The 26,006-nt window shown below is 35.2% G+C and carries 23 protein-coding genes and 1 other RNA gene; 16 read left to right on the plus strand and 8 right to left on the minus strand.

Annotated features, from left to right (window positions below):
* Positions 1–65: 65 nt before the first annotated feature.
* The 7 genes from ABWU32_RS06485 to ABWU32_RS06520 all read left to right on the plus strand — a co-directional run bounded on the left by ABWU32_RS06485 (position 66) and on the right by ABWU32_RS06520 (position 7,183).
* Positions 66–1,697 (plus strand): recombinase family protein, encoded by a 1,632-nt coding sequence (locus tag ABWU32_RS06485; protein WP_338481674.1) that lies wholly within the window; start codon positions 66–68, stop codon positions 1,695–1,697.
* A complete protein-coding gene (locus ABWU32_RS06490; protein ID WP_353278595.1) occupies positions 1,627–3,090 on the plus strand; it encodes a YifB family Mg chelatase-like AAA ATPase in 1,464 nt (487 codons plus the stop codon). The genes ABWU32_RS06485 and ABWU32_RS06490 overlap by 71 nt, the downstream gene beginning before the upstream one ends.
* An 83-nt stretch (positions 3,091–3,173) precedes the next feature.
* Positions 3,174–3,638 (plus strand): hypothetical protein, encoded by a 465-nt coding sequence (locus tag ABWU32_RS06495; protein WP_265027870.1) that lies wholly within the window; start codon positions 3,174–3,176, stop codon positions 3,636–3,638.
* A gap of 238 nt (positions 3,639–3,876) precedes the next feature.
* The gene (ftsZ, locus tag ABWU32_RS06500; RefSeq protein ID WP_010962790.1) at positions 3,877–5,073 is read left to right on the plus strand and encodes a cell division protein FtsZ; all 1,197 of its coding nucleotides are present in this window, start codon (positions 3,877–3,879) and stop codon (positions 5,071–5,073) included.
* The gene (locus ABWU32_RS06505; protein ID WP_007549395.1) at positions 5,073–5,471 is read left to right on the plus strand and encodes an EVE domain-containing protein; all 399 of its coding nucleotides are present in this window, start codon (positions 5,073–5,075) and stop codon (positions 5,469–5,471) included. Before ftsZ ends, ABWU32_RS06505 begins: the two co-directional genes overlap by 1 nt.
* Before the next feature lie 384 nt (positions 5,472–5,855).
* On the plus strand, positions 5,856–6,308 hold the full coding sequence (gene ybeY / locus ABWU32_RS06515; RefSeq protein ID WP_010082473.1) for an rRNA maturation RNase YbeY: 453 nt from the start codon (positions 5,856–5,858) through the stop codon (positions 6,306–6,308).
* Positions 6,309–6,394: 86 nt separating this feature from the next.
* Positions 6,395–7,183 (plus strand): succinate dehydrogenase iron-sulfur subunit, encoded by a 789-nt coding sequence (locus ABWU32_RS06520; protein WP_010082472.1) that lies wholly within the window; start codon positions 6,395–6,397, stop codon positions 7,181–7,183.
* 3 nt (positions 7,184–7,186) lie between these two features.
* On the opposite strand, the gene ABWU32_RS06525 is transcribed toward ABWU32_RS06520, so the two are convergent.
* Genes ABWU32_RS06525 through ABWU32_RS06540 form a run of 4 tightly spaced genes read right to left on the minus strand, consistent with a single transcriptional unit; the run spans position 7,187 to position 10,620 of the window.
* Positions 7,187–8,323: a hypothetical protein gene (locus tag ABWU32_RS06525; protein WP_010962793.1), complete on the minus strand. Its 1,137-nt coding sequence runs from the start codon at positions 8,321–8,323 to the stop codon at positions 7,187–7,189.
* A 42-nt stretch (positions 8,324–8,365) separates the two neighbouring features.
* Complete coding sequence (locus ABWU32_RS06530; RefSeq protein ID WP_006280097.1) at positions 8,366–9,145, minus strand: GNAT family N-acetyltransferase; 780 nt, start codon at positions 9,143–9,145, stop codon at positions 8,366–8,368.
* Positions 9,135–9,617 carry a phosphatidylglycerophosphatase A gene (locus tag ABWU32_RS06535; RefSeq protein WP_141457025.1) on the minus strand — a complete coding sequence of 161 codons (483 nt, stop codon included), beginning with the start codon at positions 9,615–9,617 and terminating at the stop codon, positions 9,135–9,137. The genes ABWU32_RS06530 and ABWU32_RS06535 overlap by 11 nt, the downstream gene beginning before the upstream one ends.
* Positions 9,618–9,636: 19 nt before the next feature.
* A complete protein-coding gene (locus ABWU32_RS06540) occupies positions 9,637–10,620 on the minus strand; it encodes an NAD(P)H-dependent glycerol-3-phosphate dehydrogenase (RefSeq protein ID WP_006280098.1) in 984 nt (327 codons plus the stop codon).
* Positions 10,621–10,945: 325 nt separating this feature from the next.
* Here ABWU32_RS06540 and ABWU32_RS06545 point away from each other — a divergent pair, with 325 nt between their 5' ends.
* The gene (locus ABWU32_RS06545; protein WP_006280099.1) at positions 10,946–11,716 is read left to right on the plus strand and encodes a response regulator transcription factor; all 771 of its coding nucleotides are present in this window, start codon (positions 10,946–10,948) and stop codon (positions 11,714–11,716) included.
* 51 nt (positions 11,717–11,767) lie between these two features.
* On the opposite strand, the gene rnpB is transcribed toward ABWU32_RS06545, so the two are convergent.
* An RNA gene (rnpB, locus tag ABWU32_RS06550) (RNase P RNA component class A) lies at positions 11,768–12,117 on the minus strand.
* A 157-nt stretch (positions 12,118–12,274) separates the two neighbouring features.
* Positions 12,275–14,290, minus strand: a complete 2,016-nt coding sequence (locus ABWU32_RS06555; RefSeq protein ID WP_015589172.1) for a hypothetical protein — start codon at positions 14,288–14,290, stop codon at positions 12,275–12,277.
* Positions 14,291–14,514: 224 nt separating this feature from the next.
* Here ABWU32_RS06555 and nuoE point away from each other — a divergent pair, with 224 nt between their 5' ends.
* The 4 genes from nuoE (at position 14,515) to ABWU32_RS06575 (ending at position 18,641) form a co-directional block, all read left to right on the plus strand.
* A complete protein-coding gene (nuoE, locus tag ABWU32_RS06560; RefSeq protein WP_010962799.1) occupies positions 14,515–15,015 on the plus strand; it encodes an NADH-quinone oxidoreductase subunit NuoE in 501 nt (166 codons plus the stop codon).
* Positions 15,016–16,233, plus strand: coding sequence for a tRNA guanosine(34) transglycosylase Tgt (gene tgt, locus ABWU32_RS06565; RefSeq protein WP_015589173.1), 1,218 nt, complete (start codon positions 15,016–15,018; stop codon positions 16,231–16,233).
* Between the two features lie 732 nt (positions 16,234–16,965).
* Positions 16,966–18,069, plus strand: coding sequence for a hypothetical protein (locus ABWU32_RS06570; protein ID WP_353278598.1), 1,104 nt, complete (start codon positions 16,966–16,968; stop codon positions 18,067–18,069).
* 65 nt (positions 18,070–18,134) lie between these two features.
* Positions 18,135–18,641, plus strand: coding sequence for a hypothetical protein (locus ABWU32_RS06575; protein WP_285520202.1), 507 nt, complete (start codon positions 18,135–18,137; stop codon positions 18,639–18,641).
* Positions 18,642–18,664: 23 nt separating this feature from the next.
* Here ABWU32_RS06575 and ABWU32_RS06580 read toward each other — a convergent pair whose 3' ends face one another.
* Together ABWU32_RS06580 and ABWU32_RS06585 are read right to left on the minus strand one after the other, a co-directional pair.
* Entirely contained in the window at positions 18,665–19,936 is a 1,272-nt protein-coding gene (locus ABWU32_RS06580) for a M16 family metallopeptidase (RefSeq protein ID WP_010962800.1), read from the minus strand.
* Entirely contained in the window at positions 19,933–20,553 is a 621-nt protein-coding gene (locus ABWU32_RS06585) for a superoxide dismutase (RefSeq protein WP_197907379.1), read from the minus strand. Before ABWU32_RS06585 ends, ABWU32_RS06580 begins: the two co-directional genes overlap by 4 nt.
* Positions 20,554–21,496: 943 nt before the next feature.
* On the opposite strand from ABWU32_RS06585, the gene ABWU32_RS06590 reads away from it, so the two are divergent.
* The 4 genes from ABWU32_RS06590 (at position 21,497) to ABWU32_RS06605 (ending at position 25,867) form a co-directional block, all read left to right on the plus strand.
* Positions 21,497–22,903, plus strand: a complete 1,407-nt coding sequence (locus ABWU32_RS06590; RefSeq protein ID WP_353278601.1) for a cytochrome ubiquinol oxidase subunit I — start codon at positions 21,497–21,499, stop codon at positions 22,901–22,903.
* Positions 22,896–23,918, plus strand: a complete 1,023-nt coding sequence (cydB, locus tag ABWU32_RS06595) for a cytochrome d ubiquinol oxidase subunit II (protein WP_015589177.1) — start codon at positions 22,896–22,898, stop codon at positions 23,916–23,918. The genes ABWU32_RS06590 and cydB overlap by 8 nt, the downstream gene beginning before the upstream one ends.
* 250 nt (positions 23,919–24,168) lie before the next feature.
* Complete coding sequence (gene era / locus ABWU32_RS06600) at positions 24,169–25,053, plus strand: GTPase Era (protein WP_010082484.1); 885 nt, start codon at positions 24,169–24,171, stop codon at positions 25,051–25,053.
* Entirely contained in the window at positions 25,046–25,867 is an 822-nt protein-coding gene (locus ABWU32_RS06605; protein ID WP_015589180.1) for a 3'-5' exonuclease, read from the plus strand. Before era ends, ABWU32_RS06605 begins: the two co-directional genes overlap by 8 nt.
* Positions 25,868–26,006 lie beyond the last annotated feature (139 nt).

The following is a 26,006-nucleotide window of genomic DNA, read 5'->3' on the forward strand; positions in this document are numbered from 1 at the left end:
GGGTACATATTTGGCAAATGCTTATGAACAATTATTGAAATGTAAAACAAAGGAGGTGAAAGAAAATGACAACGGTAAGCTTGTATGCAAGAGTTTCATCAAGACAACAGGCACAGGAGAATACAATAGAGAGTCAGATTGTAGAATTGGAGCGTCGCATTAGTAGTGATGGACATGAATTGTTAGATGAGCATAGGTTCATCGATAATGGTTACAGTGGATCAAATTTAGAACGTCCTGGCTTAGAGAGTTTACGTGATAGAGTAGCAGAAGGTAAGATTGATAAGATATACATTCATTCACCTGATCGGCTATCACGTAAATTTTCATATCAAATGATCTTACTCGAAGAGTTTAAAAAGGCTGGATCTGAAATAGTATTTTTGAATCATAAGTTTGATGATAATCCTGATTCCCATTTATTTCTACAGATTCAGGGAGCAATAGCAGAGTATGAACGTGCAAAGATTATGGAACGAAACCGTAGAGGTAAACTTCATGCGGCCAAAGCTGGGTGTATAAGTGTGATGGGTAGGGCGCCTTACGGTTATCGCTACATAGCAAAACATGTAGGTGAAGGAAGTGCTCAATTTGAGGTTGATGAAGAAGAGGCAAATATAGTGCGTAAAATATTTAGTCGGGTTGGCCAAGAAAGAGCAAGTATAGGAGAAGTTGTACATGAACTGAATAAGATACCGGTAATAACACGAACAGGAAAAAGGTATTGGAAAAGGAGCACTATTTGGAACATGTTAAGAAATCCTGCTTATATAGGAAAAGCAGCTTATGGTAAAACTAGGACATGCTCAAAACCACAAGTAAAAAAGTCAAAAAAAGGAACTTGTGGTAAACTTAAAAGTGGTCGCTTTAACAGTGATAAAGAGAACTGGACTTATATTCCAGTACCAAAAATAATCAATGAGCCTTTATTTGATTCAGTACAGGCACAACTAACTGAAAATAGGCAAAGAGCAAGAGTACGACAAAGAAGAGAAACATATTTATTGCAAGGTTTAATGGTATGTCAACGTTGTCAATATACTTATTGCGGTACAAACCACGTTCATAAAAAGTCGACATATTATTACTATCGTTGCTCTGGTACAAACTCTAGCAAATTCAATGGCAATAAAATCTGCGATAATAAATCAATACGCACTGATGTATTAGATGGAGTTATATGGGAAGAAGTCAAGAGTATCCTGAAAGAGCCAGATAGGATTGCAAATGAATATCAACGTAGATTGTCAGAGAACAAAAAGCCTTTACATAATCAAACACGTGAAAAGCAAGAAAGTAAGCTAAGATTAAGTATCAAAAAATTTATTGATAGCTATGCCAAAGGGTTTATAAGCCAAGAAGAATTTGAACCAAGAATCACAACAATGAAACAACATTTGAAAGAAATTGAAGAAGAGAAAGAAAGAACACTCGATCAAAAGAAGTTACAACAAGAATTGAGCCTTGTTACAGATAGCTTGAAAAACTTTTCCTCAAGTGTTGAATCAAAACTTGATCTGGTAGATTGGCAGACTAAACAAAATATTATTAGAATGTTAATTCATCAAATTGAAATCAACCACAACCACTTATACATAGTATTTCGCATAAAAAGTCTTGCAAATTTTGATCAAAATAGGCATAATAGAATTATGCAATGTTGTACTAGCAGTCAATATTGTTGGCTTGCCGGATAAAACTGTTGCAGAATCCAGAGAGCGCATCAGAGCAGCGTTAAATTCAATCAATCTACTACTACCTCCAAAAAGAATTACAGTTAATCTCTCCCCTGCGGATTTGCTGAAAGAAGGCAGTCATTATGACTTGGCTATTGCTATTGGACTACTTGTTGTAATGAATGTGATACCAGTTGAAAAAGTTCAGTCTTATATAATCATGGGTGAACTGGCTCTTGATAGCAGAGTTATTCCAGTTTCAGGTGTGCTGCCAACAGCAATTAATGCAAAAAAGGACAATAAAGGAGTAATTTGCCCGAGAGGAAATGGTGTAGAAGCTGTATGGGTGAAGAATGTTTCAATTCTGGCTATAGAGAAATTAACTGATATTATCAGACACTTTAAGGGTGAGCAATTAATTCAGCCAGTAATTTTTAATTATAGTGATGCACCCAAAGAAAAAAGATTGGTTCCCGATATGAAGGATATCAAAGGCCAAGTTGTTGCAAAAAGAGCAGCTGAAATTGCAGCAGCAGGTGGGCATAATATGCTTCTTGTTGGCCCTCCTGGTACTGGAAAATCAATGCTTGCTAAGCGCTTTATAGGATTGCTGCCTGATTTAACCGAACAGGAGATAATTGATGTTAATATTATTTCCAGCATAACAAAAACTGGTAATGAAATATTCAAAGTAACTCGTCCCTTTCGTGAACCTCATCATTCATGCTCTATGCCAGCGATGATAGGGGGAGGAAAGAATGCAAAACCTGGAGAAATTACCATGGCTCACAATGGCGTGTTATTCCTTGATGAGTTGCCAGAATTTCCAAGACTTGTGCTTGATTCTCTGCGCCAACCACTTGAAGATAGAAAAGTTACCGTTGCAAGGGCAAATGCTCACATAACCTACCCTGCAAATTTTCAACTGATTGCTGCAATGAACCCTTGCAGGTGCGGTTATTTAGGTGATGCAAGCAGATCGTGCAACAAAGCTCCAAAGTGTGGCACAGATTACAAAAACAAAATATCAGGCCCATTGCTTGATAGAATAGACATATGCATTGAAATGCCAAACGTTAGCATACTCTCTCCTGAAATCTCTGTGGAGGGAGAAAGTACTAAAATCATAAGAGAAAGAGTGATAGCAGCAAGAAAAGTTCAAACTGAGCGCTATAGTGAATTAAATATTCGTTGCAATTCAGAAGTAAGCGGTGAAGCATTTAATAAATTTACTGAACCAGATCAGGCAGGGTTAGAATTGCTAAAATACGTACTGAAAGAAAATTACATTTCCAATCGAGGCTACACACGCGTATTAAAAGTTGCAAGAACTATTGCAGATCTTGCAAAAAGTGAAGAAGTAAAAAGAGCACACATTGCTGAAGCGCTCAATTACAGAATAAAGGTATATTAAAAAATTAGTTTACTTGACAGGCAATTTTTTTTACTATATGCTTCCTTAATGAAATTTTAACATTCTATTTAAGGAGTAGAGTTATGGCATTAACAAATTATGAGTATAGAAAAGGGGGTGGCATTTTTCATGCTATTTCAGAAGGATATATACGAGCTGAAAAATACTGGGGAATTCCTGGTGCTGCTGGTGGAGCTGGTCAGTACGCTATGCATAATAAAGGGAGAACAGCATTATTTCCGCTTGCAGTTGCAAGTGTTGTCTTTACAGCAATGCATATGAAAGCAGGCTTTGTTAGTGCAGCAGAAGCTTCTGGGTTTCTTGCTAAGACTGCCAGTTACTTTGTTGGAACAAATCAAGCAATAGCTGCTTCATTACCTGGATTTATCGGAACAGGTGTTGCTGGTCAGATAGTTGCGGGTGCCATAATGGCAATTGCTGCAGCTGCTGTTCTTTATGGAACATATCAAATTGCCTCAAAATTAAAAGATGTTGCGGTTGAAGCATTGAAAGGGGAAGAGAAAGATAAGGAAGCTAATAATCTTTAACAAAATAAAAAGGGATAGGTTTCTGTCCCTTTTTATAAACGTTTTCTATTTTTTGCATCGGTTAAGTGATGTCATCTAAGAATCTAGTTATTATAATTAACGGCACTTATTAGTATAAATGTTAAGAATAAGTAAATCCCGTTTACTGTTTACGCCTATAGAAGTGAAAATTATTTGCATATTATTAAAAAAGCGGTAACTTATTATCAAGTGAATTCGCTAAATTTGAGTAATTTAAATGTCTATTGATCTTAGTCTGCCGGAGTTACCTATATTGCACCCAAGGATTACCGTTGTGGGAGTGGGTGGTGCTGGTGGAAATGCTGTGAATAACATGATCCAATCTAATTTGCAAGGAGTGAATTTTGTTGTCGCAAATACCGATGCTCAAGCACTAGAAAAGTCGTTATGTGATAAAAAAATTCAGCTTGGCATTAATTTAACTAAGGGGCTTGGTGCTGGTGCTTTGCCTGATGTTGGCAAAGGTGCAGCAGAAGAGTCAATTGATGAGATTATGGAGCATATAAAAGATAGTCATATGCTTTTCATCACAGCAGGAATGGGCGGTGGTACTGGAACCGGTGCAGCACCGGTAATTGCAAAAGCAGCCAGAGAAGCAAGAGCCGCAGTTAAGGATAGAGCGCCAAAAGAAAAAAAGATATTGACTGTTGGAGTTGTAACTAAACCGTTCGGTTTTGAAGGTGTGCGCCGTATGCGCATTGCAGAGCTTGGACTTGAAGAACTGCAAAAATACGTGGATACACTTATTGTCATTCCAAATCAGAATTTATTTAGAATTGCAAATGAAAAAACTACATTTTCTGATGCATTTAAACTTGCTGATAATGTTCTGCACATTGGCATCAGAGGAGTAACTGACTTGATGGTCATGCCAGGGCTTATCAATCTTGACTTCGCTGATATAGAAACAGTAATGAGCGAGATGGGCAAAGCGATGATCGGCACCGGAGAGGCAGAAGGAGAAGATAGAGCAATTAGTGCTGCAGAGGCTGCAATATCTAATCCATTGCTTGATAATGTATCAATGAAAGGTGCGCAAGGAATATTAATTAACATTACTGGTGGCGGAGATATGACTCTGTTTGAAGTTGATGCTGCAGCCAATAGAGTGCGTGAAGAAGTAGATGAAAATGCAAATATAATATTTGGTGCTACTTTTGATCAAGCGATGGAGGGAAGAGTTAGAGTTTCTGTTCTTGCAACTGGCATTGATGGTCGCAATAATAAATCAGAAACTTCACCTATAAGTCAGAGCGAAGACTCAGAGAAAGAGAAATTTAAGTGGCCATATAGTCAAAGTGAAAGTACACAAGACAAAACACTGGAAACAAAACCAGCTGAACAGGTAAGCGAAGGAGCTAAGTGGGGCAGCAATATCTATGATATACCAGCTTACTTAAGAAGAAAAAAATAATGCAATTTTGGCTACTTAAGTCAGAGCCAAGTGAATACTCATGGCAAAAAATGGAAAAGGAGCAGGTAGTTGAGTGGGATGGTGTGCGCAATTATCAAGCTCAAAATTACATGAAAATTATGAAAGCAAGCGATCTTGCGTTTTTTTATCATACAGGTAAAGAGAAAGCAATACTTGGAATCGTTGAAGTATTTAAAGAGTATTATCATGTTAATGATCCCAAGTTCGGATTAGTGAATGTAAAGTTTTTGAAACCTTTAAATAACCAAGTAACGTTAAATAATATAAAACAAAACCCACTTTTGAAAAATATGACTATATTAAAACAACCACGTTTATCAATTGCCCCAGTTTCGGAAATTGAATGGAATGAAATAATAAGGATGAGTGATGTGTAATACCTGTCATTTCAGTTCCTAAATGATGTCATCTCAGCACACAACGCACAGCTGTATGAATATTTGTCTCGAAGGCAGTGCATTAAACGTTATAGCCGATTTTGCATCAAACACAAAGGTGTCATTCCAGTTCTTGACACTGGAATCCAGCCTTAATGCAACCACATTAAAGCCGTTGTGTTTTAATATAAGATTAGCTACTTTTATATTCACTAACTTGATGTCTAATCAAAATTCCTGGATCCCAGTGCCTAGACACTGGGATGACATCCTTCTAGTGTACAATATTCGTACAGTTGTGTACATGACACAAGGGTCTATAACTCTTCTTTTTTGGATTCCAGTGTCAGCTATTTGCATGACACCCTTACTGATGTGTCACTCATGTTAGAAGTAAATATTCTTGACAAGAAATGGTGCAGCATTATAGAAAATCCTAAAAATTTTGTATTAGGTGTCATCAATGCTTCTCTAAAAGAATTAAAAATAGACCACTATAAACCAAATATATCAATAGCTCTGGCTGATGATGACTTGCTACATCAACTTAATTTAAAATTTAGAGAAATGGATAAGCCAACTAACGTACTATCATTTCCGTATGAACAATTGTCTAATGAGTGCGATTTAGGAGACATAGCAATTTCAATAGACACAATAAAAAGAGAATCGCATGAGTATTATATACCCATTCTTGCTCACATTGCACACATGTTAGTGCATGGATTACTGCATTTACTTGGTTATGATCACCAAAAAAAAGATGAAGAAATTATAATGAAAAATCTAGAAAGAGAGATTTTAGCTTCGCTTGGCTACAATATGTGTGCGATTTAAAAGGAATTTAATAAAAATATAGTAGATGATAATAAAATATGTTATCTACAAAGGGTTTTAGCTATAAACAATAAAAGGTAAGTGATATGGTTCAGTTTTCTTTGCCAAAGAATTCTAAAATTAATCAAAAGGGCAAAATTTATCCTATTCCTGCTAGAGCAAAAAACATCAGAAGATTTCAAATTTACCGTTGGTCTGCTGATGACGAGAAAAACCCTAGAATAGACACATTTTTTATTGATATGGATAGTTGTGGCCCTATGGTACTTGATGCATTAATAAAAATAAAGGATGAAATAGATTCGACTTTAACTTTCAGACGTTCTTGTAGAGAAGGCATATGTGGATCTTGTGCCATGAATATTGACGGAACCAATACTCTTGCATGTACTAGATCTATACATGATATAAAAGGTGACGTAAAAATATATCCATTACCTCACATGTATGTAATAAAGGACCTAGTCTCGGATTTGAGCCAATTTTATGAGCAATACAAATCAATTAAACCTTGGTTACAAGCAGATAAGCCTGCCCTACCAAATAAAGAATACTCTCAATCTTCTGAAGATAGAAAAAAATTAGATGGCTTGTCCGACTGTATATTATGTGCTTGCTGTTCGACTGGTTGCCCAAGCTACTGGTGGAATAGTGATAAATTTTTAGGACCAGCAATACTATTACAAGCTTACAGATGGATTGCTGACAGCCGTGATAATAAGACAGGTGAAAGACTTGATGTTTTAAACGACCCATTCAAGTTGTATCGTTGTCATACAATAATGAATTGCACAAAAACTTGTCCTAAAGGACTTAATCCAGCAAGAGCAATAGCGAAAGTAAAACAGCTCATGGTAGAGAGAGAAGGAGTTTAAGTATTATCTTTTGCATTCTTCGTAAGAGAACAGCAAACCTTCCGAAGCGTAGGGTATTGTTAATACCCTGAACGCTTTTCCGTTTGTGAAGTGCATCGTATCATCGTACGATTCAAATAATTTTTTGAACAACTCATGTCTTTGGTTACTAATAGTTTGAAAATCCTCTTTTTCTAAAAGCTTTTTAGATTCGAAGAGGTAAAGCATAACTTCGTGATAAGTTGGGTAAGATGCCAAAAATTTTGGGTCAAATTGAAAGGTTTTTATAAAAGCATTATTATAAAATTTTAGCTTTTGATTCTTACTATATATTACTATAGCAACCGGTAACCTCTCAAGCAAATTTTTCTGTGTAGCTAAATAACTGTTTAATTCAGTATATAATTTCTCTGCATCACTAACATCTTTCCCATACATTACTATGCTACCAGAACCTTGTATTGGAATTTTAACAAAATCGAAAACCTTAGGTTCGTTCTTATAAGTTATGACATGTCTTCCTGGTTTTGTGCTATGAGCGCTACCGGTAATAGCAAATTTCTTAGAACCATCTACATATTTATCATAAAACAAGTTATAAAATTCCACCTTTCTACTCTTGTTATATCTTAGTATTGGAAATGGTAAAGAGTTGAAAACGTTTTTATAGCTCTCCACTTCCTGTGTAAGCTTACTATTTTCTAACTCAAGTCCGTTAGCCTTTATCTTACAGTCTGAGACATTCCTTATCCATAACAGCACACCTATCACATTGTTAGAATCATCTATTATGCTTCTACCGTAACATATGCAATAAACCTCACTGTCTTTTGACTTTAAATCTAGAGTAAAAGATTTATTTATTTCCTTTGCCTCAACAAAATTTTTGATTAAGCTTTCTGATTGCTCAAAAAAATTCACAAACTCATTAAATGAGTAAAAAACAGTATTAAGCAAAATTAGTAAATTGGGAGAGAACTTTTCTATACGTTTTTTTGCATCCCAAATATAAAACCCATCATTCACAGTATCAATCAAATTATTTATGATAACATTTTGATGCTGTAAGTTCTTAATCTTATTACTAATTTTTAATTTAGAATAAGAGAGAAAGAATAATATTAGAATCAATATTAAAACCACTTCATACAAAAAAAACATAGCACTTTTAAAACAAATGTAAAAATTTGTAACCGCTCAGAATTATGCTGAAGAGGTATATAAGTAAAGATTGCCTAACATTTGAAAGCCCAATCTCTTATAAAGGTTCACAGAAGATTTCATACAATGTGCTACTATATATTTGCATTCAAGCTGTTTAGCTATCTTTATTCTTTCTAAAACCATTTGGGTACCTATTCCACGATTCCTGTAAATTGGTAAAACTCCATCACTATAAAAACCAGCTACGCTATCTTGAACATAAAGACCGCATGTCCCAATAATTTCATTATTTAGTGTTACAAGAAAAAATCTTAATCTTGAGTTCTTATCATCATAATTTGATAATCCGCGAAAAAATGTGCTGACAATTCCAACGCCATGATAAAAAATTTTAGAAGTGTGTAGATCTAACTGTTCTAAGAGGTTGCTACCATTCACAGCATTTAACCTCAAGTTTGGAATAACATCAGCAGGTAAAAAGTAATTTTTCATATTAAGTAAAGCTTTTTTTGGTGTGCTAACGTGTTTTATTTCACACTTTTCTAAAATATCTCTTATTTTCATATGTGAATTTATTACCCATGTTGCTTCTATATCTCTTGTTCTGAGATAATCTAGAGTTTTTTGTATAGAAAGCTCGGTACATTGATCTCCACAGAACACAAAATTAAATAATGACTCCCTGGTACCATTTATTGTAAATATGATGTTATCAAATTCATCGTGTACTTCCCACTCAGATAAATTCGCTGTGTACAGTATATAATCCTTTAGATTTTGAACAATTAAGCTTGAATAATAAATTTTTTTATCCTGCATACACCAACAATAAACAATAAAAGGCTCCTATAAGAACACAGGCTAAAATTGCAGCTATAACGTCATCTAGCATAATACCTAAAGGACCTTTGGTATTTTTATCGATTAAATTTATAGGCCACGTTTTTATTATATCAAAAAACCTAAAAGAAAAAAAGCACAACAACAATGAAGAATAATTCATCTCTTGGCTTAACAATATCGAAACTAAAAGTATCGTCAGCAATTGACCAACCACTTCGTCAATTACTACCTCTTTTGGATCACATGAAGTCTTGTAATGTTTTATATAATTACCTGTAGACCATAATCCAATTAAGAATAAAAAAGAAATAATTGCTGCACCTAAAATTTTGTTGCTCAGGATTACAGGAACAAGCGGAAAAGAAGCCAAACTACCCACAGTACCTGGCATTTTTTTTACTGTTCCAGACAGCCACCACGTTGATATTAATTTATATAAAAATTTCACAATATATCCAAATACAAAATTAACTTATAAGAACAGAAATAGTATCCTCTATAGAGGCGCTTTCATACAATAATCTATAGACCGCTTCACATATAGGCATTTTTATCTTTAGCTTTCCTGCTAAATTAAATATGGACTCAGCAGTGCTAAAACCTTCAATCACTGACTTGCCTTCTGACAAAATCTGCTGAACATTAAAGCCATTATCACTATTACCTATTTTAAACCCAAAAGATAAGTTTCTTGAATTCAAGGATGTGCATGTCATAATTAGGTCACCCAGACATGCTGGCCCAAGTAGTGTATTTATATCCACACTACCGTCACCAATTTTTGCTGAGTATAAAGCCTTAATTTCGCTCATACTTTTCGTAATCAATGCTGCATGAGCATTAAACCCAAGTTTACTACCTAGAACAATCCCACACGCTATAGCAAAAACGTTCTTTAACGCTGCACAAATCTGTACTCCTATAATGTCGTTACTAAACTCCAATTTAACATTTTCTTGTTGCAGCTCTGATACTAGCTTTGAACCTAATGTGTTATTTTGGCATGCAAGAACCATTGAATAGGGTAATTTTCTTGCAACTTCTACAGCAAAGCTAGGACCTGAAAAAATAGCAATAGGATTGTTAGGTAAAATTTCATTTACTATTTCACTAGGTAATTTTAATGTAGACTTTTCTATTCCCTTACAAGCTAAAATTATTGCTACATCTTTTTTCAGATTACAATTATGCAATTGCTGACATACCTTCCTCAGAGACTGAGTGGGAACAGCGAGGATTGTTACTGAAGCATTAATTGTGTCTTCAATAGCCAATTTTACTGACACATTATCAGAAATTCGACAACCGGGTAGCTTGTCACTTTCTCTTTTCCCGTTGATTGATTCAAATGTAGTTTCATTGCGAGTCCACAAAATCACATCTTTCTTACTACCTAATGAAATTGCGATTGCTGTACCCCATGCACCAGCACCTAAAATTGATATTGCCACACAATATTCCTGAAAATATTACTTATACTTTAAAATAGTAGGATAAGTAAATTAAAAATATAACACAGACATATAGAATAGTTAAATATTTATTAACCGAAGTATTCTTTTAATAATAGTAACTTTAATTCAATATTTACTAAAAATATTATTACTATCATGGTATGTCTATTATATTTTAGATCTATTTATATAACTTTGGAACAATATATTTACTATTAATTAATAAGTGTAATTTTGATCATTTGTTAATAAAAATTTGATTTATTACTTTCCTTAGTTATATATATTACTAAAATTATAAATTATTTATGGGGTGTAAAATATGCGTATATTATTAATTGAAGATGATCAAGTAAGTGCAAAGACTGTGGTTAACGCCTTAACTTCTGATGGACATTTCTGTGACGTTGTTACTTCTGCACAAGATTATAACAATAATATGGTTTCCTCAAACGGAGATTACTATGACCTAGTTATTTTAGATATACACTTGCCTGGTGATATTGACGGATATGATATATTGCTAAGACTAAGAAGTGCAAAAATCAAAGTTCCTGTCTTAATACTTTCATGTATATCCGCTGTCAATCACAAAGCTAAAGGACTCGGGTATGGTGCCGATGATTACTTAACCAAACCATTTCATAAAAGTGAGTTATTAGCTCGAATTAAGGCCATAGTGCGTCGTACTAAAGGCCATCCTGAATCGGTGATAAAGATTGGTAATATAAATATCAATTTTGATCACAGGATTGTTGAGGTGAAAGGTAAAACGGTTCACCTTACTAATAAAGAGTATTCTATGATAGAATTGCTAGCACTGCGTAAAGGAACAGTATTAACAAAAGAAATGTTCTTAAATCATCTTTACAATGGCTTAGATGAACCTTCAGATAACAAGATAGTTGATGTTTTTATGTGCAAATTACGTAAGAAACTTGAAAGTGCAAATGATGGAAAAAGCCACATAGAAACCGTTTGGGGCAGAGGGTATGTTCTGAAAGAGTATATTGATGATGATGAATATTCTAATGTTAATGTAGGCGAAAGTAGTGATGGCTATCAAGCAGAACAAGTGAAGGACAACGCATGAAATGCCTACACATTTAAATATAGCATGGCTTATATCGCACGTATCATGTGAACGCCTAGGTGAAATATAAGCCGAGTTCTGTTTATGTAGCTATTTATCTGGAGTAAATGTTACCATTTACCGCATGCGATTTACCCGAGTAGATATGAGGAAAACATAAAATCTACTTCTATTTAATCTTGCTCCTAGTGTTGGTTACTCGACTACCAATGTTGCCATTGCCATGGTGTGCTCTTACCACACCTTTTCACCCTTACCTAAAAATATTTTAGGCGGTAATTTTCTGTAGCCCTATAACTGGAGTTACCTCCGGCGGGCATTACCCGTCACTATTTTTCCTTGGAGCCCGGACTTTCCTCTGCTATGTTTATCACACAACAGCAGCTACTTATTTCACCTAGGAATTATACTTTAACATGAAAATCACAAAAGCAAAAGACAATTTCCTAACAGTCTACATATTAAAAACATTTAGACAAATAGCTAAAGGTGATATTCCGGCACATCATCACTATCCCAAGATAAGCTTTTTTCACTTTTAGACTCCGCTTCAGTTAGTCAAGAGCCTGGTCCACCGCTTGAAGACGATGAGCTACTTCTTGATCGACTACTACTTTCTACTGATATACTATTTAGCACTGTTTCAGATTGATATATAGTTCGCATTCTGTTACCAGTGGTAAAAATTTCTTCATCGCTACTTGAAGATGATCGCCTTCTATAACCCAAATCAGTTAGTTCTAATACAGAAGCAGCATTACGACCCTTAACATATCTATATGCTATGAATCCTATAATTCCAACAATACCTATTGCTCCAACCAAAGATCCCCCTATCATTCCTGCCTTATTAGACCCTATAGCAAGTTGAGTAGGTTGTGGTGAAGAAGTAGACTGAGGAAGTAAAGTCGTGGTGAATATAGGAGTTGTTGACTCTTTTGTTCTAGTACTTGGTATACTAAATACTGTTTGTGTAGTTTTCTCTGAGCTTGTTGTTGGCGCAGTTGGTTCCACTGTTACTGTGCTTGTTTGAGTCGTTGACTCTGTTGAAGGTTTACTCATCGTAGAAGTCGACGCACCAGTCGCTGCTGTAGGTTTTACAGTACTTGTCTCAGTCCCTGAAGTTACTATCGGCACACTAGTTGACGTTGTAGCAACCGTGGTCGCTTGTGAAGTAGTAGTTGTTTTTGCTACTGTCGTTGACTCCGTTGAAGGTTTACTTATTGTAGAAGTAGGTGCAACGGCTTCCGTTGTCAATTTAGTAGTCTTCACAGCGTCGGTTTCTGCTGTGCTAGTAATTGCAGCAGTCGGCGTTTTCTTAGAAGTCACAACCGTTTCTGCAACAGTTATAGGAGCCACGGTACTACTAGAAATAATATCTGGCGTTAATCGACCGTTAATGATATTAACAAAATCACTGAGAGTTTTGATGCTATTTGCCGGTATTATTGTTGCTTCAGAAGATTTTCCAGAGCCGTTTTGATTAAAAGTTACAATATTTTCTCCACTTACCGCAGTTACGATAAAACCACCCTGACCGTTGCCCTTAATATATAATTGCTCTATAGGATCTGTAAATTGATAGATAGGAAAATCTGACACTGATCCATTTTTAAGTAGAGTTGCTATATGTAACCTCTGCTCATTAGCTGATTGGTCATTTTCAAGAAAAGCAACTAGATCATTTCCTTCCGTTTGTTCAACATACTGCAAAAAGCTTATTTCATGTTCTCTAGAAAGAGATAGTGCTTTATTATCTATTTGACCTTTTCGATTACCAAGTAAAAAGCCATTAACTCCATCCTTCAGACCCTGAATCACTTTAGCCATATCAAATTTAAAAATACGTGTTTTTCTCACCTCTTGATTTTCCTTAGTAATCCTTTTGCTCACTTGCGAATAAAGCATCGTGTTTCCATTTAATGCCAATTGCCCCTGATTATCAAAATTGAACAATTTTCTTTCTGTAACACCTTTTTCTCCAGTCAATACCTTAAATTTTCCGCTCTCGCTTGACTTTAAGTACCAAGAAACTAAAGTTTGATCCTTTAAGTTATGGGCGATTACAATTACGTCACCATTACCAACTTTCACTGCTCTTGGTTGAAAGTAACTATTGCCCACATTTGCAAGACTATTATTATCAATATTCTTTTGTAATTTTCTTTTATCTAAATGTTCAACTGAAGGAGTATTAACTGATTGTTTAATTCCGTAAGTGTTAAAAGATAAGCCTTTAACGCATTTTTCTCCTTCTTCGCTAATTCCTTCTTCAGGAAAGATAACTCCAACTTTATCTATTTCAGCTGAATCTTCTATTAATGTGAGAGATAATTGATCTTTGAATTCATTTGCTACGCTGATATTTGTACCACATTCGTATGTTTTTGATTGATATAATGGACTAATAAGTAATTTTACTTTACTGCTCCCATTACCATTATCTTGATAGCTGAGTCCGTAAGCAACTCCATTCCCCTCAATTAATTCTACGTTTGTTGGATTAAAACCTATCGCTTCTTTAATTTCCGGTGTATTTGAGTTGATCCCGAGCAATCTTCTTAATATAGACATAATTTTATTTAAAATATTAATAAAATGCTATTATGATTACTCCTGTGTGTTAATGTCAATGAAAATTTTAACTAAAATTAAAAAATTAATATAATATTTTATACTAAAAGGTAAATATAAGCTTGAAGAGGGCTAAGAAGCTTTATGCTATTTCTCAAAAAACCAACAATTGCAATCATTGGTTCTACAGGTATAATCTGTTAAAGTTTACACGAGTCTCATGAATGATAGAAAAAGAAGAGCAGTTTAGTTTTACATCAGAAAACCTCAAGAAAGCGGGAAAGTTTATAGAGATGTATCCCAAAGGTAGAGAAGGTAGTGCTGTTATGCCTTTACTATATCTGGTTCAAGAGCAATGCGGATGGGTTTCTGAATCTGCTATGCGTTATGTTGCTGATATGCTGCATATTCCACATATTCGTGTATATGAAGTGGCAAATTTTTACACCATGTATAATTTAAAACCAGTAGGCAAATATCTAATACAAATTTGTAGAACAACTCCTTGCTGGTTGTGCAATAGTGAAGAAGTTTTAAATACCTTTAAAAAAAAACTTGGAATCAATATCGGTGAGACTACTAAAGATAATTTGTTCACTTTAAAAGAAGTTGAATGCCTAGGTGCATGCGTTAATGCTCCCGTTGTGCAGATCAATAATGACTTCTATGAAAATCTTACTCCTGAGAAAGTAGAAAACATCATAACAGAACTTTCAGGCAAATAGATGAAAGAAGAATTTTCATTCAAGAGAATCAAGCAATCAGGTTCTGCAAGAGTTGGAACAATTAAAACTCCAAATGGAAGCGTAGAAACCCCCGCTTTTATATTCTGCGCAACAAAAGCTGCAATTAAAGCTGCAGATATTGAAAGAATAAGTGAAGCTGGTACCCAAATCATACTTTCCAACACCTATCACCTAATGCTTCAACCAGGAGAGAATACTGTTGCAAAACTTGGTGGTTTGCGCAAGATGATAGGATGGAATGGGCCAATGCTAACTGACTCAGGTGGATATCAGATATTTAGCTTAGGCCACGGATCAGTTTCGGAAGAGATAAAAGGAATAAGAAAAAAACAAAAAACTTTGATCAAAATTAATGAGGATGGGGCAATTTTCCGTTCTTACATTAATGGTAAAATTTATTGCTTAACTCCTGAAAAATCTGTACAAATTCAACAGAAATTAGGTGCAGATTTAATCCTAGTTTTAGATGAATGCACTCCATTTCACGTAAGCAAAGAATACACAGCAAAATCAATGCTCATGAGCCACAGATGGGCTGAACGTTCTTTAAATGAATTTGAAAAAAACAATAATGGCAAGCAGGCACTGTATGGAATTAGTCAAGGCGGAATATATCACGATCTGCGTAGAGAAAGTTGTGATTTTATCAACAATTTACCATTTTTCGGTCAAGCAATAGGTGGATCACTTGGTCAAAGTAAAGAGCAGATGTACGATGTAGTTTCTTTCACTATGGACCACTTGAAAAAAGACAGGCCTACTCATTTGCTTGGTATTGGTGGAATTGTGGACATCTTTCGCGGAGTTAGTCTTGGAATTGATACGTTTGATTGCGTGCATCCAACCCGTTTAGCAAGGCATGGTGGTGCGCTGATTAAAGTAAAAAATAGAGATTCTATTTCTTCAAAGTGCAAAGAGCATATCAATTTGCGAAATCAACAATTCGAGCTGGACGATAACCCAATTGAAAGTGACTGTTTATGTTTTACCTGCAGAAAACATTCAAGAGCTTATATACACCATTTACTGAAAGCTAAAGAGCTCCTGGCTTACACGCTCGTTACCATTCATAATATTTTCTTTATGAATAAGTTAATGGCATCAATAAGGCAGGCAATATTAGATGATAGGCTAGATCAGGAGAAAAATAATTGGATTAGTGAAATACCATTGCACTTTGATTTGGCCTCTCTTTAAGTCTTTTCTTCATTAGACTTCTTGCATAACCATATAACGAACTTTTATTGGAAATAGAAACGAAAAAACTTACTTGACAAACTCCGCCAGCCCCCTTATCATGGTACTGAAGCTATTTATTTATCTTCGCAATCTGTGCAGGTTAATGACAAAAAACTTAGGGTATTTGGCGTCTCATGTTTAATTTTTCGCACTACGTGCATCGCATGTCCTTAAAAATTTCTGGGTTTTTACCTATATAAGCCGAAACGCGCTTACAAAGCGTTTAAGACAGCAAAAAACGTCAAATTGACAAGGGAGAATTTGAATACTAGCTACCCTAGGGTTTCTTTGCCTTTTTTCCTGCTTGGTAAATTTCTTAAACACTTGCGGTGTAGGTTAGTTGCAAGTTAAAAGCAGCTAAATCGCTCTTAATCAAGCGTTTTAGAATAAAAAAAACGCCGATATTTTAGTACATAGTGAATAGCTAACCACCACGGGGCTTCTTTTGCCTTTTTTTTCATTTGGTAAATTCCTTAATATTTATGGCTAAACGACAATCGTCATCCCAGCGGGATCTAGAGATACCGCGGCGGTATAGCTATACCTTTTTTCTACTTAGTTTGGGTTATGCAAGAAGTCTATTCTGTTAACTCTTCCTTTTATTATTTTTCCTTCAGAAGTGCTATAATAAATAATTAATCTATTAATGTTAGCCTTTGTCTTGAATTTGTAAATGTTAGAGATAAAGATATGAATATAAAAAATAATGTTCTATTAATATTTGACTTTGATAATACTATTACTAATGGGCACATGCACAATGCTCTTTCTAGGTTAAGCAAAAGTGACTTTAATTCTACTCAAAATAATGCAGCAACTGATAACGACATAAAAAATTTTCTAGAAAATACAGACGGAATAAAAAATAAAGAGGGGTTAAAATCTGTACTGCAATCTGCACTTTCAAGTGGAATAGAAGTTAATATTGCATCATATACAAAATATCCGGATGCTGTAAAAGAGGTTGTAAAGGATCACTTGGGTTTATTTGAAGAACAAACAGGTAGCATTTCTGTATTTGGTGGGTTTCCAGGAGATTATGATAATCAGTTGCAAGAGTTAGATGTTAGAGAACAACAAAGTCAAGTCGGAAAGAATTTGCACATCTGTGAGGCAATTGTGAAGTATAAGAATAAACACGGTGAGTTGCCAAAAACTGTCATGCTAGTTGATGATGATGTAAAAAATATTCAAAAGATTAATGAGTTTGTTGCATCAATGAGCAAAAGAGGGGGATGGCTTAAAGAAAATGGGCTGAGTGTTGAAGATATAAACAATATTAAATTTGAAGGCGTTCAAGTACCTAAAGAGGACAAAAATGTTGGTTATCTAGAAAGAGTACAGGAGTTTGTCAATGCTAACTTGGTACAAGAACCAATTTATGAAAATTTAAGGAAAGAAGAACCTATATACCAAAATCTTCAAGACACTCAGAGACAATCACCTGAAGAAAAGCCACCACAATTACCTCCTAAACTTAAGAATTTAAATGCAGTATCCCAGAATAATGAGGAGCCACCATCATTACCTACTAAAAAAAGGAAATCAAGTGATGGTGTGGTTGTTGATGATGAGAGTAAAAAACAAGATATTAAAGACATGTCATCATCCAAAGCACAACCAACACGCTCAAAACGTCATGCAATGATGCTTGACCCTCAGCAAATAGAATCTATACACCAGAATGCTGAAGAGCCACCACTAGGTAAAAAATACGCACATACTGAAACCATCTCCTTATTAGAGGCATTTGAGACAATCAGAGATTTTTTCAAGATTGTGGTCAAAAAATAATAAATACTATTCATAGATTATTAAAGAAGGAAGTAATAACAGGAGTTAAAGAGCAAGGCTATGATGTGAATAGTGAAAAAGGTAAAAGTGAAATTACGATTTATGGTAATAAATCGATAGATATTGACAAAATAAAAACGGATTTTATTGATACCTCTCTAATTCGAATAATGGAATTGGGTGAGGAGAAAATCAAAGATCTTAACAATAATTATAAAGGTGATCAGCTAGGGCGAGAGATATCGAAATTATTGAACGCTGGTTCGCAAAAGGAAAATATAAACTCAAACTATAATGATGGGGAGCCTATATTTCAGACTCGTGAAGAAGCATGGAATTATCCTCAGCAAAAGAAAGACATAAACTCAAACTCTGTAAGAGGAAACTACAATAATGGAGAGCCTATATTTCAGACTCGTGAAGAAGCATGGAATTATCCTCAGCAAAAGAAAAATATAAACTTGAATCCTGCAAGCAGCACTACACCTCAAGGTCAAGTATCATCATCTCCTCCTAGAAGCAATATAAAAGAAGCGTGTAGTTCACAGCACACCGCTTCAATTGTAAAGTAGCCAAATTAATGTAATAGAATGCGCTAAGCTTTAAGCATAGAAACCACTTTATCGTAACTTGGTAATGATTCAATTTCTCCAATTGCAGCTAGAGTGGTTTTTTCATGCTGAGATAACAATTCTTCTGCTGCTTTTTTTACGTTAGCAGTGGTAACTGCACTAATTTTTTCTATTAATTCATTTTTACTGATGTACCTATTATAGTTACCGTAGTAGTGTCCCAATGTTTCAGCACGTGAGCTAACACTTTCGCGTGACATTAAAATTTGGGATTTTACTCGCTCTTTCACTCTATTTACTTCTTCTTCCTTCAGATCATCTGTAGACAACTTCTTCAACTCTGTCGTTATAGATTTTAAAAGCTTATCTAAGTTACTACTGTCTGTACCAGCAAAAATGGAAAACATTCCTGTATTAGTATAGCTGGAATTAAATGAATAAACAGAGTAAGCTAATCCCTGCTTTTCCCTTACTTCCTGGAATAAACGTGATGACATTCCGCTCCCTAATATAGAATCAAGCACTTGAAACGTGTGATATTTATCGTCATGGCGAGAAACACTAGGTAGACCAATTAGCAAGTGTACCTGATCTAATTTACGATGTTCTAAATACTCACCACCAGTACAGCTCGCATTTTGGCTTTTTTTCAGCTTTTTAGAATGAATCTTTGAGAGAAAATCTTTGGTTAATGCAACAACTTCTTCATGTTCAACATTTCCTGCAACGGCAAATAGCATATTCTCACCAAAGTAATGCTCATTTATGTAATTATCTAGATCTCCTCGAGTAAAAGATTTTACAGTATTTTGCGTGCCTAAGATTGACCTACCAAATGGTTGGTCTTTATAAGCTGCCTCAAAATATTTGTCGAAAATAATGTCACTTGGTGAATCATTAGTTTGAAAAATCTCTTGTATTACAACACCCTTCTCACGTTCCAATTCATCTTCTGGAAACGTGGAATTCATCAATATATCTATTAATATATCAATACCAGTTTTTATGTCTTTCTTGAGGACTTTTGCATAATAGGTGGTGCTTTCCCTACCAGTGCTGGCGTTGAAAACCCCACCTATGTCATCAAAAGCTTTTGCAATTTCAAAGGCAGTTCTTGTCTTCGTCCCTTTGAAAGCCATGTGTTCTAAAAAATGGGATATTCCATTTTGCTTTGCACTTTCTGCTCTACTGCCAACACCAACTCGTATGCTTAAAGCTACGGAATCAATATCACGCACCTGCTCAGTTATTATGCGCAGACCATTATCTAATTTTGTTACCCGGGGTATATTCATCTCATATATTCTTCTAAGTTCTCTTCTGCAAAATCCCAATTAATCAAATGATCAAGGAAAACTTTTATGTAGTCAATTCTACGGTTTTGACAATCTAAATAATAGGCGTGCTCCCACACATCCATAGTGAGTAGTGGCACTTGGCCATAAATTATTGGCAAATCTGCATTTGGAGTCTTGGTGATTTTGAGCTTTCCTAACCTACCTTTTTCGAGCACTAACCATACCCATCCACTGCCAAACTGGCTTACTCCATGACTCGAAAATTCTTCATAAAATTTATCAAAGCCACCGATATCGTCCTGAATTTTTTTTGCTAAAAGACTACTATCTTTAGGCTTACCACCACCATTTTTTTTCATTGAGTTCCAATAAAAAGTGTGGTTCCAAACTTGTGCTGCGTTATTAAATATAGGCAAGTTGCTGCTATTACCATGAACTTCTGTTATTAATCCCTCAATTTTCACATGCTGATAATCCGTATTTTCAACCAGCTCGTTGAGTTTATTTAAATACCCTTTATGATGCTTATCATAATGAAAGTCTAAAGTTTTTGCAGATATGTAAGGCTCTAAAGCTGTTTTATCATATGGTAATTCAGGTAAAGTAAAACTCATAAAAACCTCTTTATTTCTAACCTACTTGGATGGTAGGGCAATATATGCTTTTGTGCAACATATAATTAATAGCTAAAACATTTAGGTATCTATTGCATTATTCTAAATTATACTACAATAACGATTATTATATAAGCCATAGAAATGGATTAAATGCAAAAGTTACTTGACACCCTTCGCCAACCCCCTTATCATGAAACTGAAGCTATTTATTTATCTTCTCTGTACAGATTAAATGACAAAAAAACTCACGTATCTGGCGTCTCATGCTTAATTTTTTGCACTATGTGCACCTTATGTCTTATAAAATTTCTACCTACATAAGCTGAAACGCGCTTATAAAGCGTTTAAAACATAAAAAAACGCCAACTTAAAAAATGGATAGTGAATAACTAGCTACCCTAGGGTTTCTTTTGCCTTTTTTTCTGTTTAGTAAATTTCTTAACGTTTATAATTTAGATTAGTTGCGGTTTAAAAGTAGCTGAATCGCGGTTATTAAACGTTTAGAATAAAAAAACGCCATACTTGAAAGTATAATGTAAGTAATTAGCCAACCACGGGGCTTCTTTTGCCTTTTTCTCCGCTTGGTAAATTTCTTAATGTTTATACGGAAGGTGTCATTCCAGCGCGTGACGCTGGAATCCCAAAAAAAGGATGATGTCATCCGAGTAGCTGACACTGGGATGACAAAAAAAGGAGCACTGGGATGACATCATAGGGGCGCTGGCCTGACAATCGTCATTCCGCTACGTGTTAGCGGGATCTAGAGATACCGTGACGGTATGACAAGGGAGAACAGTTGTATTCCTGCACAATTTATTCTCATGACAAAAACGTCTTAACTTTCTCTCTACTTTTTCTGGGTAAGGTCAATTTTATGAAAAAATGGATTGAATTATAGGCAGATTTGGCTATTATTTGTAATACATGGGTATTAGGTAAAATGTTTAAATTTGATCCTTTATTATTAGCTCGAATTCAGTTTGCCTTCACAATAGGCTTTCACATTATATTTCCTGCTTTCACGATCGGGCTTGCAAGTTTTCTAGCCTTTTTGGAATGGCGTTGGCTTAAGACTGGTGATACACGTTTCCGTGATGTTTATAAATTCTGGATCAAGATTTTTGCCGTTGCTTTTGGCATGGGAGTGGTATCTGGAGTTGTAATGTCATATCAACTTGGTACCAATTGGTCGATTTTTTCTGACCGCATAGCCAATGTTCTCGGCCCTCTATTTTCCTTTGAGGTTTTAACAGCCTTTTTTCTGGAGGCATCTTTTTTGAGTATTATGCTATTTGGATGGAATAGAGTAAGTTCTCGTATGCACTTTGCTTCTACTTGTATTGTTGCAGTGGGAACGCTTATTTCAGCTTTTTGGATTATTGCGGCCAACAGTTGGATGCAAACACCCGCTGGATTCACGATTGGTGAGAATGGTCTCCTATATCCAACCAATTGGTTAGAGATTATTTTTAATCCTTCTTTCCCTTATCGCTTTATTCATATGGTAACAGCAGCCTATCTTACAACAGCTTTTGTGGTTGGTGGTGTAGGAGCATTTTATCTTTGGAGAAAACGACATGCTCCTCAAGCAAGAATTATGCTTGGTATGGCAACCATTATGGTAGCTTTAGCTGCACCATTTCAGCTGTTCATGGGAGATAGGCATGGATTAAATACACTAAAGCATCAACCTGCTAAGATTGCTGCAATGGAAGGTATATGGGAAACCGAAAAAGGGGCTGGCTTACTTTTATTTGCTTATCCGGATCAGCAAAATGAAATTAATCACTACGAGATAAAAATTCCTAATCTTGCCAGCTTGATCTTAACACATGATTTTTTAGGAGAAGTAAAAGGATTAAAGGAATGGAAAAAAGAAGATAGACCACCTGTAGTATGGGTATTCTGGTCCTTCCGTATAATGGTTGGAGTTGGAATTTTAATGATCATAATTGGGTCAGTAAGTGTTATACAGTATCTTCGTGGCAAATTATTCCAAAGTTGTTTCTTACATGGATGGTGGATATCAATGATGCCGTCTGGGTTCATAGCGTTACTTGCAGGTTGGTTTACTACTGAAATTGGCCGTCAACCTTACACTGTATATGGAATTATGCGCACAATTGAATCATTTTCATCTGCGATTACCGGTCCTCAGGTTGCATGGTCTTTGATTGCATTTATCGTTATGTATACCCTTATATTTGGAGCAGGTAGTTACTATATTCTGAAACTTATATACAAAGGAATTCCTGTCATTAAAGAAGAAGAGCAATTTTATAAACACGGTATTGGAGCTTCAGTGATTGATGCTGGTACATCTGGAAAGGACAACAATCATGTTTGATTTTTCTTCCTTAATTAATTTACCCCTAATCTGGGGATTACTAATTGCCATAGCTGTTTTACTGTATATTTTAATGGATGGGTTTGATTTAGGTATTGGTATTTTACTTCCTTTTGCACCGTCAGATAAATGCCGTGATCACATGATAAGCTCAATTGCACCATTTTGGGATGGAAACGAAACATGGTTGGTATTGGTTGGTGGAGGGTTGTTTGCTGCTTTTCCTCTTGCATATTCAATATTAATGCCTGCTTTTTATATTCCAATCATTATTATGCTGCTTGGCCTTATAGTGCGCGGAGTATCCTTTGAGTTTCGTTTTAAGGCAGAAGGAAAATACAGGCGATTATGGGATTATGCCTTTCATTTTGGGTCACTTGGTGCTGCATTTTGCCAAGGCATGATTTTAGGTGCATTTATACATGGTGTAGAAGTAAACGGACGCAACTTTTCTGGTGGCCAATTTGATTGGGCAAGTGCTTTTAGTGTAATGACAGGCATTGCTGTGATATTTGGATATGCACTTTTAGGTTCTACATGGCTCATAATGAAGACAGAAAATATAACACAAGAATGGGCACGCAAGGTTGCTTCTTATACGCTTGGTTTTGTAGGTATTTTCATGGGACTAGTGAGTGTAGTGACACCATTTTTAAATGAACGTATTAAAAACTTTTGGTTTAGCATGCCAAATTTTTATTATTTATTTTCTATTCCATTACTCACATCTTGGCTATTTTTCATGCTGTGGTTTGATCTTCAGAATACTAAACGGGAGTACCGTCCATTCTTTCTCAGTATTGCTATTTTTTTTATGGGATATTTAGGTTTAGGAATTAGTATCTACCCATGGATTATACCTTTTCAATATACCATTCTGGATGCAGCCGCTTCTGGGCCAAGTTTATCTTTAATGCTCATTGTTATAATACCGCTTTTACCAATCATTTTAACTTATACTGGTTATTGCTATTATGTCTTTCGTGGAAAATCAAATTATGAACACACATATTAAGGAGTTAGTGACCTTATGGTTAAAACGTTACCCTTAAATCAAGCAGTCATTCAGGCAATGGCGTCAACTCAAGAACCTTCATTAGCAAACCCTCCTATGGATTTTCTGAAAAGTTTTTGAGTATATTGTATTTTTAATTTGTAGAATAAGTTTTTTTCCTTTTTGCATGCTAACCAAAAAGGGTTCTGTCATCCTTCTTGTCATATAAGTAGCTTGACGCGGGCATTCAGTTTTCTTTATAATTTTCTTTGTGAAAGAACAAAAATGCTTATTTGTAACCATAGCTGGCTTACCAAATGCTGGGAAGTCTACATTAATTAACAGCATCATAGGCAAGAAAATTGCAATTGTCACCCCTAAAGTGCAAACAACAAGGACGCAAATAAGGGGTGTTGCAACATGCAACAACACACAAATTGTCTTTACTGACTCCCCAGGAATTTTCTCAGCAGAAACAAAACTTGAAAAAGCTTTAGTCAAATCTGCATGGTCGGCAGTTAAGGATAGTGACATCACTTTGTTGCTTGTTGATGTAAGCAATTATTTGAAAAATATAGAAAGAATTAAGACTATATTTATGCGGCTGCAGCGCACAAAAGGCAGATGCATTTTGGTTATCAATAAAACTGATTTGGTAAAAAGGCCTGAATTAAAGATGGCGCATGAGCATCTGAATTTGCTTTATAAATTTGAAAAGGTTTTTATGATATCAGCATTAAAGAATGATGGACTTTCTGATTTGATGAATTACTTGTCTGAAGTTGCATCGGTGAGCCCCTGGTTTTATGAAGAAGATCAAATAACCGATTCCTCGACAAATTTTTTATCAGCAGAAATTACGAGAGAAAAATTATTCTTGAACTTGCGTGAAGAATTGCCATACTCTACAGCTGTTATAACTGAACAATTTGAGGAAAAAAAAGATAAGAGTTTAGTCATCAAACAGATCATATTTGTGTTGAAAGATAGTCATAAAAAAATAGTGCTAGGAAAAGATGGCAGTAATATTAAAAAAATTAATATCGAAGCGCGTGCTGAACTAGAAAAATTATTTGAGTGCAAGGTACACCTCTTTTTATTTGTGAAAGTGCGACCTTGGATCGACCGTCCGGAGGAGTATATAGGCAATGCTTAATTCTTTATTGGTATTTGATATTGAAACTATACCAGATGTAAATTCCTGCAAAAATTTACTCAATATTAGTGATGATAGTAGTGTAGAAGAGAAGAGGGATGCATTAACAAAATATCATCTTGAAATAACAAACGGGCAAAACTCTTTTCTGCGTCAGCCTTTTCACCTTGTTGTAGTTATTAGTTTTTTACTTTGCAATATAAGCTACCAGAGTGGTTATGAGGTGTTCACACTGCAAGAAATAAGATCTGGAGGCACACTAAATTCCAGTGAAAAGGAGCTAGTGAAAGGATTTTTTAACTACATATCAGAGAAAAAGCCAAGATTAGTTTCGTTCAACGGACGCACTTTTGATATACCAGTGCTGAAGTATCGTGCTATGGTCCATGGCATTCAAGCGGAATATTTTCATAAAGCTGGCGATAAGTGGAATAGTTACAATCAGAGATATAGCAGTGATTGGCATTGTGATTTGCTTGAATCCCTCTCTGATTTTGGAGCTTCTGCGAGAGTAAAAATGAACGAAGTTTGTGCAGCATTTAATCTTCCTGGTAAGATTGGAGTTGATGGGTCACAAGTTATGGACTTATACGATAGCGGCAAGATACAAGAGATTCGAGATTATTGTGAAACAGATGTAATTAACACTTATTTGATTTACTTAAGGTTCATGCATCATCAGGGAAGGATTACTACTGAAAGCTACAACAAAAGTGCGGAAGAGCTGCTTTTAGAGTGCGAAAAAAAAGAATACCTAAAGAAATTTAAAGAAGAATGGCAAATAACTTGTGGTGGAAAAATTTTACTTCCATAGAATAAATAGTCGAGTTATAATGCACTAACAAGCGAACCTCTGTACTAAATTTTGGTTAATATACACGTTGAGCATATTAAGAAAGTTGCTTTTAAGGTATTGCATTTTACTTTTATTTTCGTTATAAGGTTGCTTTAAG

Source organism: Wolbachia endosymbiont (group A) of Udea olivalis, assembly GCF_964028365.1.
In the GTDB taxonomy this organism is placed as follows: domain Bacteria; phylum Pseudomonadota; class Alphaproteobacteria; order Rickettsiales; family Anaplasmataceae; genus Wolbachia; species Wolbachia pipientis.

Bases quoted from the DNA above. Each gene is read 5' to 3' on its own strand.
- ABWU32_RS06525 (WP_010962793.1), bottom strand. From the start codon at position 8,323: ATGTTTTTTTTGTATGAAGTGGTTTTAATATTGATTCTAATATTATTC.
- ABWU32_RS06580 (WP_010962800.1), bottom strand. From the start codon at position 19,936: ATGAATATACCCCGGGTAACAAAATTAGATAATGGTCTGCGCATAATA.
- ABWU32_RS06505 (WP_007549395.1), top strand. From the start codon at position 5,073: ATGCAATTTTGGCTACTTAAGTCAGAGCCAAGTGAATACTCATGGCAA.
- ABWU32_RS06530 (WP_006280097.1), bottom strand. From the start codon at position 9,145: ATGCAGGATAAAAAAATTTATTATTCAAGCTTAATTGTTCAAAATCTA.
- cydB (WP_015589177.1), top strand. From the start codon at position 22,896: ATGTTTGATTTTTCTTCCTTAATTAATTTACCCCTAATCTGGGGATTA.
- ABWU32_RS06485 (WP_338481674.1), top strand. From the start codon at position 66: ATGACAACGGTAAGCTTGTATGCAAGAGTTTCATCAAGACAACAGGCA.
- ABWU32_RS06570 (WP_353278598.1), top strand. From the start codon at position 16,966: ATGAATATAAAAAATAATGTTCTATTAATATTTGACTTTGATAATACT.
- ABWU32_RS06555 (WP_015589172.1), bottom strand. From the start codon at position 14,290: ATGTCTATATTAAGAAGATTGCTCGGGATCAACTCAAATACACCGGAA.
- ybeY (WP_010082473.1), top strand. From the start codon at position 5,856: ATGTTAGAAGTAAATATTCTTGACAAGAAATGGTGCAGCATTATAGAA.
- ftsZ (WP_010962790.1), top strand. From the start codon at position 3,877: ATGTCTATTGATCTTAGTCTGCCGGAGTTACCTATATTGCACCCAAGG.
- ABWU32_RS06520 (WP_010082472.1), top strand. From the start codon at position 6,395: ATGGTTCAGTTTTCTTTGCCAAAGAATTCTAAAATTAATCAAAAGGGC.
- ABWU32_RS06585 (WP_197907379.1), bottom strand. From the start codon at position 20,553: ATGAGTTTTACTTTACCTGAATTACCATATGATAAAACAGCTTTAGAG.
- tgt (WP_015589173.1), top strand. From the start codon at position 15,016: ATGAAAGAAGAATTTTCATTCAAGAGAATCAAGCAATCAGGTTCTGCA.
- nuoE (WP_010962799.1), top strand. From the start codon at position 14,515: ATGATAGAAAAAGAAGAGCAGTTTAGTTTTACATCAGAAAACCTCAAG.
- ABWU32_RS06605 (WP_015589180.1), top strand. From the start codon at position 25,046: ATGCTTAATTCTTTATTGGTATTTGATATTGAAACTATACCAGATGTA.
- ABWU32_RS06545 (WP_006280099.1), top strand. From the start codon at position 10,946: ATGCGTATATTATTAATTGAAGATGATCAAGTAAGTGCAAAGACTGTG.
- ABWU32_RS06590 (WP_353278601.1), top strand. From the start codon at position 21,497: ATGTTTAAATTTGATCCTTTATTATTAGCTCGAATTCAGTTTGCCTTC.
- ABWU32_RS06495 (WP_265027870.1), top strand. From the start codon at position 3,174: ATGGCATTAACAAATTATGAGTATAGAAAAGGGGGTGGCATTTTTCAT.